The organism is Bacillus sp. Nf3 (genome assembly GCF_003028545.1).
GTDB classification, from domain to species: Bacteria; Bacillota; Bacilli; order Bacillales; family Bacillaceae; genus Bacillus; species Bacillus safensis.
Genome location: NZ_PYUA01000003.1, coordinates 348,478 through 364,817, shown reverse-complemented (window position 1 = coordinate 364,817; position 16,340 = coordinate 348,478). Strand labels below are relative to the sequence as shown.

Below are 16,340 nucleotides of genomic sequence, written 5' to 3'. Positions count from 1 at the left end.
CAGCCCTTGAAAAGAATGAACTCTTCAGAAACATCCAGTGTTAGAGAGCTGACATTCAATGGTTCTTCAGACTGCTTTACCACCGTTTTCTTTAACGTCACTTTTTTTGCCATTAAAACAACTCCAATTGTTTCTCTAATAACTTGCGAATGGGAGCATATGTTTTTCGATGGATAGGGCAAGGTCCATATTTCTGTAATGCCAACATATGATCTTTTGTTAGATAACCTTTGTGCTTGTCAAAACCATATTGGGGATAAATTTGATGTAACTCTCTTATTACTTTATCCCGTTCGACTTTAGCTAAAATAGAAGCTGCACTGATAGCTGGGATCAAATCATCACCCTTCACAATGGCCTCTGCTGGAATATCGATGTTAGGTAATTTATTCCCATCGACAAGTACTTTATTAGGTTTTATATGCAATCCTTCTATGGCCCTTTTCATGCCAAGAAGTGTTGCGTTCAGGACATTAAGTGTTTCTACTTCCTCAAGGGATGCTATTTCGATCCTCCAGCTAAGAGCTTTATGTTTAATTTCTTCAGCAAGCTCTTCCCGTCGTTTAGCGGAAAGTTTCTTCGAGTCTCTTAAACCCTCAATAGGTTTGTTGGGATCAAGAATACACGCTGAAACCCATACCCCTGAAATTGCCGATCCTCTACCTGTTTCATCCACTCCACATACGAACATCACTAATAACTCCTCTTTTAACAGCTTAACTAAAACTTGCTTTATATCCAATATGAATTTATGGATTTATTCTCTGTAGACTCTTTGATTTATCCAGTTATTACTTTCTATCTTTACTAATTACAAAACCACATTTCTTTCTAAGTTACTTTATTGCAGAAGGTACTAGGTAAGATCTACTCTTCTCCAATAAATAATAATGAATATATACAGAATCTACATCCTTCACTAATAATAGAACTTAGTTCTATTCCCCAGAACCCAATACTCCCCCACTAAATAACCCAAAAAAAAATCACCTCTTCAGGTGATATATAACTATATTCATTCTAGATAATAACCCATAGTTAGTCAAACAAATTATTGGTAATATATTTTTGAGTTAGACACTCTTCTCTAAAGTCATATAACTCTTCCCGCTTCGTCTATTCCCGCAATACATGTGTATCCCTGCGCCTTTGCTTTGTTTTTAAATTGCAGCATGTCATCCCATGCCACGCGAAGTGCTTGCTGCTTTTCTCTCTCTTTGTGCCACTTTTCTATGAGTTTTTGGACACTTTTTCTCGTATCATCTTTCACAAGCTCACGAATGTATGACTCATCGCCTGCATGCTTTTCAATTAGTTCTTTTATTTGTTTCACCGTGTACATAGGCTTTTTCGCAGCCTCCTTCTTTATATCGGCAGTTTTTCGCAAAAAATAAAGACCCGCATGAGCTGCGTGTCTTTTAGCTTTCAGGCTTCTCAAAAGTGAGGGGACCAAATTTTTCTGTTCGAATATCCCGAATAATGATTTCGGTGGTTTTGTCATAGTTTATGAATCCCCCGCTCATTAGACAGCCGCGCTTAGTGCCAATTGCATCAAACAGCTCAACCGTATCTTCAGGTATCTCCGCTAGGTCATAGCGTTTTTTTAATCGCTCTGGGTAGTTTTCTTCTAGAAAACGAAGTGCATACACAGCGACATCCTGTAAGTTGATGATCGAATCTTTGATCGCTCCAGTCACCGCAAGTCTAAGTCCTACTTGCTCATCTTCAAACTTCGGCCAGAGGATTCCAGGGGTATCGAGCAGCTCTAGTTCTTTCCCTACCTTTACCCATTGCTGTGATGTCGTAATACCAGGACGGTCTCCTGTTTTGGCAATATTCTTTTTCGCTAAACGATTGATTAAGGTCGATTTTCCGACATTGGGAATCCCGATAATCAGTGCTCGAATGGCACGTGGTTTGACGCCTTTTGCTTTCATGCGGTCGAACTTTTCTTTTAAAATTTCTTTTGAAGTTGTGATGATCTGATTTAACCCTTGTCCATCAACAGAGTTAATAGCCAGTGACCGAACGCCTTGCTGCTCAAAATGCGCCTGCCACTCCTTTGTCATACGAGGATCTGCTTTATCAGCTTTGTTTAATAGCATGATTTTGGGTTTATTTTGAAGGATTTCTTCGATCATTGGGTTTCTAGAGGACATCGGAATTCTTGCATCGGTTAATTCAAATACGATGTCGATGAGCTTTAATTTTTCTGTGACTTCACGTCTTGCTTTTGCCATATGGCCTGGAAACCATTGAATCGTCATATGTGCACCTTCTCTCTTCTACCTGTTATCTTTATACATTGTACAAAAAAAGAGCCTGTTACAGGTAACAAGCTCTTTCCTTTGATATCATTATCGTCTGATTTCTTTGATACGAGCCGCTTTACCGCGAAGTTCACGTAGGTAGTAAAGTTTCGCACGACGTACCTTACCGTGACGTACAACTTCGATCTTAGCGATTTTTGGTGTGTGTACAGGGAATGTACGCTCAACGCCTACACCGTAAGAGATCTTACGAACTGTGAAAGTTTCGCTGATTCCACCACCACGACGCTTAATTACAACACCTTCAAAGATCTGGATACGCTCACGAGTACCCTCGACAACTTTAACGTGTACACGTAAAGTGTCACCAGGACGGAACGCAGGAAGATCAGTGCGTAATTGTTCTTTTGTGATTTCTTCAATCAAATGTTGCATCGTTTTCAACTCCTTCCAACAGATGCTCATGTCCTCTTTCTTCATTGCAGCGGAACATCGTTTTCAAACTTGGATCAGCAAGCCGTCCAAGTCACAAGTAGTATCATACCATACCTCTATGCCGTGTGCAATACAATCTAGTCATTATGAAGCTGCCAAAGCCATCTTTTTTCTTCATTCGTTAACGTTTTGCAAGAATCGATCAAATCTGGCCGTCTTGTATAGGTTCGTTTCAATGATTCTTTGCGCCGCCACTCTTCTATTTTGGCATGATTTCCAGAGAGGAGCACATCCGGCACTTTTAGTCCTTTATAATCCGCTGGCCTTGTATAGTGCGGGTGCTCAAGCAGACCTGTACTGAATGAATCTTCGATGTGAGACGCTTCTTTTCCAAGCACATGAGGCAAAAGCCTGACCACACTGTCTGCAATCATCATCGCTGGCAGCTCTCCGCCTGTGAGGACGAAATCTCCGATTGAGATCTCATCTGTGACAAGATGCTCCCTGATGCGCTCATCGTAGCCTTCATAGTGGCCGCAAATGAACATAAGATGCTCTTCTTTTGCAAGTTCTTCTGCCTTCTTTTGTGTATATCTTTCCCCTTGAGGACAGACAAGAATAACTCGGGGCTTCGTGCTTGCTTTCTTCGTTAAATCTTCTACCGCATCAAATACGGGCTGTGCTTTCAGTACCATACCAGCACCGCCGCCATACGGATAGTCATCCACTGTTTTATGCTTATGATCTGAATACTCTCTAAAATTGACGACTTGAAATGAGACGGCATCTTTCTCCTGTGCTTTTTTTAAGATTGATGAGTGAAGCACACCTTCGAACATTTCAGGAAAAAGAGTTAAGAAATCGATTTTCATTCGTCAATGAGTCCTTCCATCACTTCTATGTGTACGGTTTTGGATGAGATATCGATGTTTTTGACGACAGATGGAATATATGGAATGAGGGCATCTTTTTTGCCTTTTCTTCCAATCACCCAAACATCATTTGCCCCTGGCGTAAGAATTTCTTTAATTTGACCGATCAGCTTGTCCTCTTCATCGTATACTTCACAGCCAATAATTTGGTGAAAATAAAATTCTCCTTCGTCTAATGACCCAAGATGTTCTTTTTCTACCTTTAAGATTGACTCTTTCAGAAGCTCTGCTTCATTTAATGAGTTGATTTCTTCAAATGTGAGCAAATCAAATTGTTTGTGCTGGCGGTGTGATGCGACAGTCACTTTCAGCGGCTCTTTTTGACCCTGTTTAAAAATATAGAGCACGCTTCCCTTTTTGTATCGCTCTTCTGGGAAATCCGTCTTTGACACGACGCGTACTTCTCCGCGCACTCCGTGTGTATTGACGATCTTTCCAACATTCAACCATTCTAGCTCCATGTTCTCAATCACCCCTGACGTATTTCCACAATGGTGCCGTCTTTCACGACGATGACATTATCTTGCATTTTGTCATCCCATTTATCACCTATTTTTACTTCAACCAGTGCATCCACTTCTGTTTCTTTCATCTCACTTCCAAGCGGCAAAATATGAAGCTGCTCTACTTGAAAATCAATCTGCCTGATCTTCTCTTGCCTTTTATCGATCGCTTTTTGAAATTGAGGGATGGCTTCTTGCTGATGTGGTTCTTTTTCATGTTTTTTTAGTTGAAAATATAATTGATTGCATTCACGTTCTAGTCTTTCTTTTTTCTCCAAAAAAGTCGTTAACAGTTTGTCCTTACTGCTTTCAGTTAATACTTGCATCACGGTGACATGTTGAATGATCTGCATCTTCCTTTTTGTCCCCCTATCCGAAGGCATTTGTCCTCTACAGTATAACGAAAAATAGATTTAAACGTGTAAAAAAAGGGGAGGTCCTAAGCCCTCTCCCTTTTTAGTCAGCAATCTCAAGTTGAACTTTCTTAGAAGACTCTGCACTTGCTGCAAAAATGACTGTTCGTATCGCTTTTGCTGTACGTCCCTGCTTTCCGATCACTTTTCCGCTATCTTCAGCATTGACAGACAGTGTGTAAATCACCTGCTCATCTTTTTCTAATGAAGATACGTGAATATCTTCAGGGAAATCAACAAGTGGCTCGACGATGGACACAATCAATTCTTCCAAGGACAGCTCATTCATTATTTGCTGTTTTTCGCATTATGAAATTTTTCAAGAATTCCTTGGCTTGAGAAAAGGTTGCGAACTGTATCAGATGGTTTCGCACCATTTTGAAGCCATTTAAGCGCTAATTCTTCGTTGATTTTCACCTCAGCTGGTGATACCACTGGGTTGTAAGTTCCAACTGTTTCGATGAAACGACCGTCACGTGGTGAACGAGAATCTGCTACAACAATACGATAGAAAGGAGATTTTTTTGCTCCCATACGTTTTAAACGAATTTTTACTGCCATTTTACTAGCACCTCCGAAAATATTTCAACAAGATAGTATATTAACAATGATAAAAGGGTTTGTAAAGTGTTTTTTCTTAACAACGGTTTTATCATGTATAACCAATTACATAAATGGTAATTTAAAGCCCTTTTTCTTTCCTTTGGACATGTTGGTCATTTGCTTCATCATCTTTTTCATTTCATCAAATTGCTTTAAAAGGCGATTGACTTCCTGTACAGATGTTCCGCTTCCTTTTGCAATCCGTTTTCTTCGGCTTGCATTGATGACCTCTGGCTGTTCTTTTTCCTGAGTCGTCATTGATTTAATGATCGCTTCAATGTGATTGAGCTGCTTTTCGTCCACTTGGACGTTTTTGAGCCCTTTCATTTTACCGGCTCCCGGCATCATTTGGATCAGTTCATCAAGAGGACCCATATTTCGAACTTGGCCAAGCTGCTCGAGGAAATCATCGAGCGTGAAGCTCATTGTCCGCATTTTTTGCTCAAGCTCTTTCGCTTTATCTTGGTCGACGTTTGCCTGTGCTTTTTCAATCAGCGTGAGCACATCTCCCATGCCAAGAATTCTTGATGCCATCCGCTCCGGATGGAATGGTTCAATCGCATCAAGCTTTTCTCCTAGTGCAGCGAATTTAATCGGCGTATTGGTAACAGCTCGAATAGAAAGTGCTGCACCGCCTCTTGTATCACCGTCTAGTTTTGTGAGAACGACACCTGTTAAACCAAGCTGTTCATTAAAGCTTTTTGCGACATTGACCGCATCTTGACCTGTCATAGAGTCAACAACTAGGAAAATTTCTTCTGGATTCGCTACTTCTTTTACTTTCTGAAGTTCATCCATTAATTCTTCATCGATATGAAGACGTCCTGCTGTATCTAAAATGACATAATCATGGTGTTCTTCTTTCGCTTTTTCAATTGCCTGTTTGGCAATTTCGACAGGGCTGACTTGGTCACCTAATGAAAACACCGGCATATCAAGCTGTTTCCCAAGCGTTTGAAGCTGCTGGATCGCTGCTGGTCTGTAAATATCAGCAGCCACCATCATCGGCTTGCGATTATGTTTTTTGCGAAGTAAATTGGCAAGCTTCCCAGTTGTGGTTGTTTTACCTGCCCCTTGAAGACCAACCATCATAATGACTGTTGGAGATTTTTTCGCTACAGCGATCTTACTCTCTTCTCCGCCCATTAATTCAGTGAGTTCTTCTTTTACAACTTTAATGACCTGTTGTCCAGGGGTAAGGCTTTTCATGACCTCTTGTCCAACTGCCCGCTCACTTACTTTTTTCACAAAGTCTTTGACTACTTTAAAATTGACGTCAGCTTCAAGAAGGGCAAGGCGTACCTCGCGCATCATTTCTTTTACATCTTGCTCTGACACTTTTCCTTTGCCGCGGATTTTTGAAATCGTCTGCTGCAGTCGGTCGGCTAATCCTTCAAATGCCATACTGTGCCGCCTCCTAATCTAATTTCTCAAGCGATTCAATTAAAGCTTCTGCTTCTTCCGTTTGCGCAGAATCAGCTACAAGCTCTCTCATTTTTTTGAGAAGTTCTTTACGCTCTTTAAATTTCTTAAACAAGAGCAGCTTTTCTTCATATTGTTCAAGCATCGCTTCAGTCCGTTTAATATTATCATAAACAGCCTGCCTTGATACTTCATATTCATCCGCAATTTCACCGAGGGAAAAATCGTCTAGGTAGTAAAGCGACATGTAGCTCTTTTGCTTTGCGGTCAACAACGATTGATAGAAGTCAAACAAGTAATTCATTCTCGTTGTTTTTTCAAGCGTCATGGGCTCTCTCCCCTTTGTTAAGTTCATTCCCTTTACATCAACTAAGTTTACACGGTTCTCTTCTGTGTGTCAAGTTTTTATCTTGTCACTTCATGAAGCTACGTATAAATAAAAATGCCAGCAGTTTTGCCGGCATTTTTTTGTTAGTCTTGTTGATCAATTACGTCTGAGAATAATCCATACACATACGATTCTGCATCAAACTCTTGCAGATCGTCCACCTTTTCACCTAAACCGACAAGCTTTACTGGGATGTTCAGCTCATTTCGAATCGCAAGAACAATTCCGCCTTTTGCAGTACCGTCAAGCTTTGTTAAAGCAATCCCTGTCACATTTGTCGCTTTAGAAAATTCCTTGGCTTGTGCCATGGCGTTTTGACCTGTTGTCGCATCAAGGGCGAGCAATACTTCATGAGGTGCATCTGGAACCTCGCGCTCAATGACTCTCTTGACTTTCTCCAGCTCTTTCATCAAGTTGACTTTGTTTTGAAGTCTTCCTGCTGTATCGCAGATGAGAACATCTGCATTTTTCGCTTTTGCTGATTGAACGGCATCATAGATCACCGCTGCTGGATCAGAGCCTGCTGTTTGTTTGACGACAGGAACACCTGAACGCTCTCCCCAAACTTCAAGCTGCTCGATCGCACCGGCACGGAACGTATCACCTGCTGCTAAAATGACGGATTTCCCTTCATTTTTCAGCTTGTTTGCAAGCTTGCCGATCGTCGTTGTTTTCCCAACACCGTTGACGCCTACAAACAAAATGATATTCAAACGCCCGTCTTCAATGTTCAGCGCAGAGATTTGTTCCTCTCCGCTATTGTAGATGTCAACCAGTTTTTCAGAAATCACCGCTTGTACTTCACTTGGGTCTTGAATATTTCTTAATTTCACTTCTTTTTTCAGCTCATCAATCAGTTCCATCACAGTTGTGAAACCGACATCAGCACCGATTAGAACCTCTTCCAGCTCTTCAAAAAAGTCTTCATCGACTTTGCGGTAGCGAGAAATCAGTTCATTTACTTTTCCTTGGAAGGAGTTTCTCGTTTTTTCGAGTCCATCTTTAAACTTTTCTGATACTGAATCGGTTTGCTGCGTAAATTTTTCTTTTAATTTCTTAAAAAAGCTCATTGGTTCAAAAACCTCCTTTAATTACTGGACAAGCTCTTTCGTTTCTTCTAGTTTGACAGATACAAGCTTAGAAACACCTGATTCCTGCATGGTCACACCGTAGAGCACATCGGCTTCTTCCATTGTTCCCTTGCGGTGCGTAATGACAATGAACTGTGTTTCCTCGCTGTATTTCTTTAAATATTGCGCAAAACGGAAAACATTTGCTTCATCAAGCGCCGCTTCTACCTCATCTAATACGCAGAATGGAACAGGTCTCACTTTTAAAATAGAGAATAGTAAAGCGATCGCTGTTAAGGCTCTCTCCCCGCCTGAAAGCAGGCTTAAGTTTTGCAGTTTTTTCCCTGGCGGCTGCGCGACAATATCAACGCCAGAGTTGAGCAAATCATTTGGATCTGTCAGCTTAAGATCAGCTCTTCCGCCGCCAAATAATGCTTGGAATACAGATTCAAAGTGCCCGCGAATTTGAGAGAATGTCTCAGAGAAGCGCTTTGTCATCTCTTGATCCATTTCTTCGATGACTTGGAATAATGTATTTTTCGCTTCTGTCAGATCATTTCGCTGCTCAGTTAAGAAGAGATATCGTTCATTGACACGTTCATACTCGTCAATGCTGCCTAAGTTTACTGTTCCAAGCTCTTCAATCGCTAGTTTGATCAGCTTCACTCGTTTTCTCGCTTCATCTGGCGATAACGTCAACTGATACATCTCTTTTGCTCCTTCAAACGAAAGAGCATATTCATCGTTCAAATAAGCAATCAGGTTATCGAGCTCGACTTCCATACGGCCTAGCTTAATCTCTTCATCTTTTAAGCTTGTAGTGAGCTGCTTGTATAAACGCTTTTGTTCTTTAAGTTCACGTTCAGCGAATTCTAATGTTTCAGAAAGAGCAAGACGCTGCTTACGCCGCTCTGAAATGAGTGCGGTTGTTTTGTTTTTGTTTTCCAGCTTCTCTTTCGCCGCTTCTTCCAGTTGTTCGGCTCCGCTTGAACTAGATGACATTTCACTTGTTAAGAGTGACAGATCTTCTTTTGTTTCCATCAGCGTCTGTTCAGCCTCTTCTAATTCAGCCATTAAGCTCGAAAGCTTTTCTTGTTCATTGGCTAAGGACTGATCTTTTTTGGCAAGCGAGATTTTCAGCTCTGTTAATTCGGCAGAAATGGTTTCTTTCGTTGAGCTTTGCGTCTGCTTACGCTTTGTTAATGTATTGATCTCTTGATCAAGAGCCGTCAATTTTTCACCTATAGAGGCTTCAAGAGTAACCTGCTTTTTGTCCTTATCCGCAAGTTCAGTAGAACGCTGCTGCAATTCTTCTTTTTCTTGATCATAGAGCTCAAGATGAGCATTGATATTTTTTTCTGCGACTTGCAGTTCGTATAATTTCCCTTTGAGTTCTTGCTGCTTTTCACGAAGCGTTTCGCCGCGCTGGCGCAGTTCGTTTAATTGGCTTTCGTTTGCTCCGATCAATTGCTTCGTTTCTTTTGTTTCTTTTTCAAGGATCGTTGTTTTCTCTTCCATTTCAACGAGCTGCTTTGTTAACGTTTCGATCTCCCGGTTTCTTGAAAGAAGAGAGTTGTTCTTTTTCTTTACGCCGCCACCGGTCATTGAACCGCCGGGGTTTACGACATCTCCATCAAGGGTCACGATACGGTAACGATGTCCAAGCATTTTTGCCAATTCATTGGCGCCTTTTAAGTCTCTAACGATCAGCACAGTTCCAAGTAAATTCTGAATCACCTTTTGATACTTTTCGTCAAAGGAAACGAGGTGACTCGCTACACCGATAAATGCAGCGTGCTGCTCTGCTGTTTGGACATCTCTGAGCTGAATGGTTCTTTCTTTGATGACGTTCATTGGCAGGAAGGTTGCACGTCCAAAGGAATGCTGCTTTAAGTATCCAATCGCTTGTCTCGCAGCAGCTTCATTTTCTGTGACGACGTGCTGCGTGGCTGCACCTAGCGCAATTTCAATTGCTGTCTCATACTGCTGATCCGTTTGAATCAGCTCTGCAATGGCACCGTGAATACCGCCTAACCGTTCTTTTGCCTTTAAGACCTCTTTCACTCCTTGGAAAAAGCCTGAGAAGTCTTCCTGCATGGATTCAAGCATCTCTTTTTTGGATTTTGCCTGCTGTACGTATTGATAGGCTTGGTAAAGAGCCGTTTCTTTTTTCTCGTATTGACGTTTCATTTGCTCAAGCTTTTGTTCTGCTTCTCTAAAACGTTTGACTTGAGCCAGAATGTCATCTTCCAGTGCTGAAAGCTGCTGCTCAGCCTCTGTTTTCTTTTCTTTGACAGACACTCGTTCTTCGATATGTTTTTGGTTATTTTGCGTCAGTCGCTCTAGCTGCATCGCCGCTTGGCGCTGCTGTTCTTCTAGTAATTTACGTTCATTACGGATGGAAGCCTGTTCATTGAGCAGATCAAAATAATCGCTTTTCAGCTGTTCAATTTGACCTTCCACATCTTCGCTATGAAGCGACAGTTGATGCTGCTTTGTGTTCACTTCATCTTTTAGCTGCTGCACTTCTTTTTGCAAGCTGTCCCGCGTAATTTTCTGCTGTTCAATCTTTTCGGTTAACAGTGCCTGCTTTTCAGTTAAGCGAACGAGCGTTTCTTCTAGCTGCCCTTGGTTTGCGGCGGCATTTTTTTTTCGTTCTTTTAGCACTTCTTTTTTTCCTTCAAGCTTTTCTAATTCTTCACTTGTGAAAAGAAGAACTTCTTGCAGGTCATTAATTGATTCGTCAAGCGCTTGAATGCGGTCTCTCGACTCTTCAATTTTGGCTTCTTTTGCTTGGATATCTGTAGACTGCTTCATTTCATCTTGTTTGAAGCGCTCGACTGCTTCACCAAGTGTTGTCCATTTTTCATGAAGTGCTTCGATGTCATGGACAGTGAGGGCGATTTCGACATTTTCAAGCTCTTCTTTTTTTTGCAAATAGTCTTTTGCAATAGAGGCTTGCATTCTTAATGGTTCTACTTGATCTTCTAGCTCATGCAGAATATCTTCTACTCGGTTTAAGTTGTCCTGCGTTTCAAACAGTTTATTCTCGGCTTTTTTCTTTCTTGTTTTATATTTCAAAACACCAGCCGCTTCTTCAAAGATGCTTCTTCTCTCTTCTGCCTTACTTGATAGAATTTCTTCTACTTTTCCTTGGCTGATGATTGAAAAAGCTTCTTTTCCAAGACCTGAATCCATGAAAAGATCAATAATATCCTTTAAGCGGACAGATTGATTGTTTATGAGAAATTCACTTTCGCCTGACCGATAAACCCTTCTTGTCACACTGACTTCGTGAAAATCGATCGGTAAAAAGTGGTCTTCGTTATCTAATGTTAAAGTCACTTCAGCTAGATTGACTCTTTTCCTTGAGTCACTGCCTGCAAAAATGATATCTTCCATTTTTCCTCCGCGGAGGCTTTTCGCTGATTGTTCTCCAAGTACCCAGCGGATGGCATCGGTAATATTGCTTTTGCCGCTTCCGTTTGGTCCAACAACAGCTGTGACCCCTTTGACAAAGTCCACGGTCACTCGCTGTGCAAATGATTTGAATCCTATCACGTCTAAACGTTTGAGGAACATGAGAGTGATCCTCCTTATGTATTTAAAGTACTATCATCTTACCATATGAAGTGAAAAAAGATGATGGAAAACAGAGTGAAATCCCCCTGAATAACGAGGGGGATTTTATTGGTTCATATGATGTTTCTGCAATTTAGCAAGTGCTTCCTGTGCAGCGTGCTGTTCTGCTTCTTTTTTAGAGCGTCCATTTCCGATTCCGAGCACTTCACCTCGAAGGGATACATTTGCTTCAAATTCCCGGTTATGTGCAGGCCCTTTTTCATGCAGGATGCGGTATTCAAGCACACCTTTTCCATCGCGCTGCACAAATTCTTGCAGTTGGCTTTTAAAGTCCATGACGTGCGAGAACGCTCCATCATTAATTTTCGGATAAACGTACGCTTCTAGGAACCGTTCAACTGGTTCCAGCCCCTGATCTAAATAAAGTGCACCGATAAACGCCTCGAATACGTCCGCTAAGAGTGCTGGGCGTTTTCTGCCGCCTGTCATTTCTTCGCCTTTTCCTAAGAGAACAAGGTCACCGAAGGACAGCTCATGTGCTAGTGATACAAGTGACGGTTCACATACGATCGCCGCTCTTAGTTTCGTTAAATCTCCCTCGCTCATCGCTGGATATTTTGCAAATAAGAATTGAGAGATGGTCAATTCTAAAACAGCATCTCCTAAAAATTCAAGTCTTTCATTATCCTCGTATGGTTTTTTCCGGTGTTCATTCACATACGAGGAATGGGTAAAGGCTTGATATAGAAGCTTTTCATTTTTGAAGTGTACAGAAATGCGCTGCTGGAATTCTCTAAATTGCTCTAGTTTTTTGCTCTGTTTCTGTTTGTCTTTATATTGTTTTGGCATAGCAACCTCCAGGTAGGCGTAATCGCCTTTAAGGATACTGATTATATGGAGTCTCTCTTTCTACATGCAGGGAAACAGTGCTCCCAGCATCTGAAAAAGGCTGACAATTGATCAGCTGAATGTGTTGAAACTAACATAAATTTTCAAAGTCCCGTCAAAAGTAGACGGGACTTTGTTACGCTTATTGCTGGTTATTTATGTAGTTCACAGCGTCACCGACTGTTGCAATTTTTTCAGCATCTTCGTCAGAAATTTCCATATCGAACTCATCTTCAAGTTCCATAACTAGCTCAACTACATCAAGGGAATCAGCGCCTAAATCTTCTTTAAATGAAGCTTCCATTTTCACGTCAGCCTCATCAACGCCAAGGCGGTCTACAATAATTTTTGATACACGCTCTAATACGTCTGCCATTGCCTTTCACCTCCCCTCAAAGTATTATAGTTGAATTGTTTTTAAAAAACTAGAGAAAACCTAATGAAATTTTGATATTTCTTAGGACATGACCATTCCGCCATCTACTTGGATGGTTTGGCCTGTAATATAACCTGCTCCTTCTGAAGCTAAAAAGACAACGACGTTGCTAATATCTTCAGGTGCACCAAAGCGTGCGAGCGGAATTTGCTTGAGCATTTCCGTCTGTACATTTTCATCAAGCTTGTCTGTCATATCTGTTGAAATAAAGCCTGGTGCTACTGCATTAACTGTAATATGACGGGTTGCCAGCTCTTTTGCTGTTGTTTTCGTTAATCCAATGACGCCAGCTTTTGCTGCAACATAGTTTGCTTGTCCAGGGTTTCCACACACACCAACGACTGAAGCCAAATTAATGATTCTTCCGCTTCTTTGCTTCATCATTTGACGTGTCACGGCTTTTGTACAGTTAAAGACACCCTTTAAGTTTATGTTAATGACATCATCCCATTCATTCTCTTTCATTCTCATGAGCAGGTTGTCCTTTGTGATGCCTGCATTATTCACAAGAATGTCAATTGAACCAAAGGTATCAATCGCTTGTTTCATCATAGCTTGTACTTCTTCAGCATTTGAGACATCAGCTTTCACAGCAAATGCCTGCTGGCCGAGTGCTTTGATTTCATCTACGACTTCATTTGCTTTTGCTTCGTTTCCAGAATAGTTCACGACAACATTTGCACCACTTTTCGCTAGATCGATCGCGATGGAACGGCCAATCCCGCGTGATGCTCCTGTTACAACGGCTGTTTTATTTGTAAGCATCAAGAATCCCCCTTGAGTGTTTGAATGGCTGCTTCAACTGTTTCTTGATCTGATACGGAAATCGTCGTCAGGCGGCGATTCACTTTTTTCACAAGACCTGAAAGCACTTTGCCAGGACCAATTTCAATAAATGTTGTGACGCCTAAATCAATAAGGCGTTCCACACTTTCTTCAAAACGAACTGGAGAATACAGTTGTTCAATGAGCTTTGTCTCAATGTCATCACGAGATGTCACGATGTCTGCTGTTACATTTGAGATGACCGGAGTTTTGGCATCCGCAATATCCAGCTTTGACAAAACATCTGTAAATTTTTCAGCGGCTGGTTTCATTAATGCAGAATGGAAAGGTCCACTTACTTCAAGGGCAATTGCACGTTTTGCGCCTTTTTCTTTGGCTTTCTCTGAAGCAAGTTCTACCCCTTTTGCTGTACCAGAGATGACGATTTGACCAGGACAGTTTAAGTTAGCGAGCTCTACAAGGTGACCGCTTTCTGTCACTTCTTTTGTCACTTCGACAAGTGCCGCTTTGTCTAAGCCGAGAATCGCTGCCATGGCGCCTTCTCCTGCTGGAACAGCTTCATTCATTAATTCTCCGCGCTTTCTGACTGCATAAACAGCATCTTTAAACGAAAGTGCACCTGCTGCAACGAGGGCAGTGTATTCACCAAGACTGTGTCCTGCTGCATAATCGGCTTTGATTCCGCTCTCTTCAAATTTCTTTAAGATGGCGATACTTGTCGTTAAAAGAGCTGGCTGCGCGTTATAAGTGAGCGTCAGTTCTTCTGCATCCCCTTCAAAAATCATAGAAGATAAATCAAACCCGAGGGTATTGTCTGCTTCTTCAAATACAGCTTTAGATACTGCTTCTTGGTCAAATAAATCTTTTCCCATGCCAATTTTTTGAGAGCCTTGGCCAGGGAATAAAAATGCAATTTTAGTCATGCTGCTTTACCTCCATTAAGACTCTTTCGTCGTTTCTTTTTGGACTTCTTGATGAATGATAGCTGAAACGTCTTTTTCTACGATATCACGCGCCTGACGAATTGCATGGAAAATGGCATTTTCATCAGAGGAGCCGTGCGCTTTAATAACAGGTGCCTTTAAACCAAATAAAGCGGCACCGCCATATTCGGAGTAATCCATTTTAGATTTCATCTGCATCAATTTCGGCTTCATCATGCCTGCTGCTATTTTTGCTGTAAAACTAGATGTTAATGTTTCTTTCAGCATTTTAAAGACAGAAAGGGCTGTGCCTTCAATTGTTTTAAGCGCAATATTTCCTGTGAAACCATCTGTGACAACAACGTCAGCAACACCTTCTAATAAGTCACGGGACTCTACATTTCCTACAAAATTCAAGTCTGATGCTTTTAATAATTCAAAGGTTTTTTTCGTTAAATCGTTGCCTTTTTTATCTTCTGTTCCTACATTTAACAGTCCAACACGCGGATTGCTCTTTGGGAAGACACGCTCTGCGTAGATGGATCCCATCATGGCATATTGCACGAGATGCTCTGGTTTTGCATCAACGTTGGCACCAACATCTAGTAATAAGAAGCCGCTGCCATCCAGTGTTGGCAAAGTTGGGGCAAGGGCTGGTCTGTCAATACCGTCAATTCTGCCTACGATAAACAGCCCAGCTGTCATGAGGGCACCGGTATTTCCTGCTGAGATGCAGGCATCGGCTCGTCCCTCGGAGACTTCCTGCGCCATTTTCACCATAGATGAATCCTTTTTACGTCTGACTGCACGCACTGGTTCATCCGTCGGTTCAATGACTTCTTTTGCATCTAAAATCGTGATGCGATCGTTGTTTGTTATGTATGGTTTGATTTTGTTTTCATCGCCGACAAGTGTAATCTCGATATCTGAAAATGCTGTTAAGCTTTTTTGCACACCGTCAATAATGGCTTTAGGGGCATGATCTCCCCCCATTGCATCGACTGCAATTCTCATATTACGTGCCACCTTTTACTTTTGTTTTGAGCGATACATGACGAAGTCACCTGAGAAGACAACTTCCTCACCAACATAGCTGTTTACTTCAACTACGGTTCTTCCTTTTTCTTTATCATGTGAGGCTACTTTGGCTTTAGAGACGACTCTTTCGCCTTGTTTCACCTGCCTTGTAAACCTGATATTCGCTTTTGCTGTCAAAGCCAATTCATCGTCAATGACGGCAACTGCCAGCGAATTTGCCTGGGCGAAGAGATGATGTCCCCTGGCAATTTGGTTTCGGCTGAATACATGCTCTTTTCTCACTTCTAAAATGGAAATGGCTTGGTCATCAAGTTCTACATCAATCATTTCTCCAATCACTTCATCCAGTGGAAGTGATTTTACTTCATCCTCTAATGTCTTTTCGGCCACATGCTTAATTCTTTCGCGTAATTCAGGGATCGACAGCTCTAAACGATCAAGACGAACCGTTTGTATGCTGACACCGAATTTACTTGCCAATTCTTCATCAGTAATGAATGGAGTCGAGCTGATCGTTTGCTGGAGGAGCTTTTGACGTTCTTTTTTATTTAGTTTCATATGCAGACACCATCCGTACATTTATGACTAGGTACTAATAGTAGTATATAATCTCATAGATGATAAATCAATCCTTGTTTCAAAAAGACAAGA

19 protein-coding genes are annotated in these 16,340 nt (G+C 41.5%); all 19 read right to left on the bottom strand.

Annotated features, from left to right (window positions below; genetic code table 11):
- Nucleotides 1–112 precede the first annotated feature (112 nt).
- Nucleotides 113–691 (bottom strand): ribonuclease HII, encoded by a 579-nt coding sequence (rnhB, locus tag C9414_RS11345; protein WP_107163652.1) that lies wholly within the window; start codon nt 689–691, stop codon nt 113–115.
- A gap of 402 nt (nt 692–1,093) precedes the next feature.
- Nucleotides 1,094–1,342 (bottom strand): hypothetical protein, encoded by a 249-nt coding sequence (locus C9414_RS11340; RefSeq protein ID WP_249117669.1) that lies wholly within the window; start codon nt 1,340–1,342, stop codon nt 1,094–1,096.
- 76 nt (nt 1,343–1,418) lie between these two features.
- Nucleotides 1,419–2,267 carry a ribosome biogenesis GTPase YlqF gene (gene ylqF / locus C9414_RS11335; RefSeq protein WP_024424188.1) on the bottom strand — a complete coding sequence of 283 codons (849 nt, stop codon included), beginning with the start codon at nt 2,265–2,267 and terminating at the stop codon, nt 1,419–1,421.
- A 90-nt stretch (nt 2,268–2,357) separates the two neighbouring features.
- Nucleotides 2,358–2,705 (bottom strand): 50S ribosomal protein L19, encoded by a 348-nt coding sequence (rplS, locus tag C9414_RS11330; RefSeq protein ID WP_008354510.1) that lies wholly within the window; start codon nt 2,703–2,705, stop codon nt 2,358–2,360.
- A gap of 137 nt (nt 2,706–2,842) precedes the next feature.
- Nucleotides 2,843–3,577, bottom strand: a complete 735-nt coding sequence (trmD, locus tag C9414_RS11325) for a tRNA (guanosine(37)-N1)-methyltransferase TrmD (protein ID WP_047202152.1) — start codon at nt 3,575–3,577, stop codon at nt 2,843–2,845.
- On the bottom strand, nt 3,574–4,098 hold the full coding sequence (gene rimM, locus C9414_RS11320; protein WP_047202151.1) for a ribosome maturation factor RimM: 525 nt from the start codon (nt 4,096–4,098) through the stop codon (nt 3,574–3,576). Before rimM ends, trmD begins: the two co-directional genes overlap by 4 nt.
- Nucleotides 4,099–4,106: 8 nt before the next feature.
- Nucleotides 4,107–4,493 carry a YlqD family protein gene (locus C9414_RS11315; protein WP_024424191.1) on the bottom strand — a complete coding sequence of 129 codons (387 nt, stop codon included), beginning with the start codon at nt 4,491–4,493 and terminating at the stop codon, nt 4,107–4,109.
- A gap of 103 nt (nt 4,494–4,596) precedes the next feature.
- Nucleotides 4,597–4,842: a KH domain-containing protein gene (locus tag C9414_RS11310; protein ID WP_107163651.1), complete on the bottom strand. Its 246-nt coding sequence runs from the start codon at nt 4,840–4,842 to the stop codon at nt 4,597–4,599.
- The gene (gene rpsP, locus C9414_RS11305; RefSeq protein ID WP_008344841.1) at nt 4,842–5,114 is read right to left on the bottom strand and encodes a 30S ribosomal protein S16; all 273 of its coding nucleotides are present in this window, start codon (nt 5,112–5,114) and stop codon (nt 4,842–4,844) included. The genes C9414_RS11310 and rpsP overlap by 1 nt, the downstream gene beginning before the upstream one ends.
- Before the next feature lie 105 nt (nt 5,115–5,219).
- On the bottom strand, nt 5,220–6,560 hold the full coding sequence (gene ffh / locus C9414_RS11300; protein ID WP_024426967.1) for a signal recognition particle protein: 1,341 nt from the start codon (nt 6,558–6,560) through the stop codon (nt 5,220–5,222).
- Nucleotides 6,561–6,573: 13 nt separating this feature from the next.
- Nucleotides 6,574–6,906 carry a putative DNA-binding protein gene (locus C9414_RS11295; RefSeq protein WP_012009935.1) on the bottom strand — a complete coding sequence of 111 codons (333 nt, stop codon included), beginning with the start codon at nt 6,904–6,906 and terminating at the stop codon, nt 6,574–6,576.
- A gap of 143 nt (nt 6,907–7,049) precedes the next feature.
- Nucleotides 7,050–8,036, bottom strand: coding sequence for a signal recognition particle-docking protein FtsY (ftsY, locus tag C9414_RS11290; RefSeq protein WP_024424194.1), 987 nt, complete (start codon nt 8,034–8,036; stop codon nt 7,050–7,052).
- Between the two features lie 21 nt (nt 8,037–8,057).
- Nucleotides 8,058–11,618: a chromosome segregation protein SMC gene (gene smc / locus C9414_RS11285; RefSeq protein ID WP_107163650.1), complete on the bottom strand. Its 3,561-nt coding sequence runs from the start codon at nt 11,616–11,618 to the stop codon at nt 8,058–8,060.
- A 105-nt stretch (nt 11,619–11,723) separates the two neighbouring features.
- Complete coding sequence (gene rnc, locus C9414_RS11280) at nt 11,724–12,467, bottom strand: ribonuclease III (protein WP_008344850.1); 744 nt, start codon at nt 12,465–12,467, stop codon at nt 11,724–11,726.
- 181 nt (nt 12,468–12,648) lie between these two features.
- Nucleotides 12,649–12,882, bottom strand: a complete 234-nt coding sequence (gene acpP, locus C9414_RS11275; protein WP_008344853.1) for an acyl carrier protein — start codon at nt 12,880–12,882, stop codon at nt 12,649–12,651.
- A gap of 81 nt (nt 12,883–12,963) precedes the next feature.
- A complete protein-coding gene (gene fabG, locus C9414_RS11270) occupies nt 12,964–13,707 on the bottom strand; it encodes a 3-oxoacyl-[acyl-carrier-protein] reductase (protein WP_024424196.1) in 744 nt (247 codons plus the stop codon).
- On the bottom strand, nt 13,707–14,651 hold the full coding sequence (fabD, locus tag C9414_RS11265; protein ID WP_107163649.1) for an ACP S-malonyltransferase: 945 nt from the start codon (nt 14,649–14,651) through the stop codon (nt 13,707–13,709). Before fabD ends, fabG begins: the two co-directional genes overlap by 1 nt.
- Before the next feature lie 15 nt (nt 14,652–14,666).
- Nucleotides 14,667–15,665 (bottom strand): phosphate acyltransferase PlsX, encoded by a 999-nt coding sequence (gene plsX, locus C9414_RS11260; protein WP_024426965.1) that lies wholly within the window; start codon nt 15,663–15,665, stop codon nt 14,667–14,669.
- 15 nt (nt 15,666–15,680) lie between these two features.
- On the bottom strand, nt 15,681–16,247 hold the full coding sequence (gene fapR, locus C9414_RS11255; RefSeq protein WP_024424199.1) for a transcription factor FapR: 567 nt from the start codon (nt 16,245–16,247) through the stop codon (nt 15,681–15,683).
- Nucleotides 16,248–16,340: the final 93 nt, after the last annotated feature.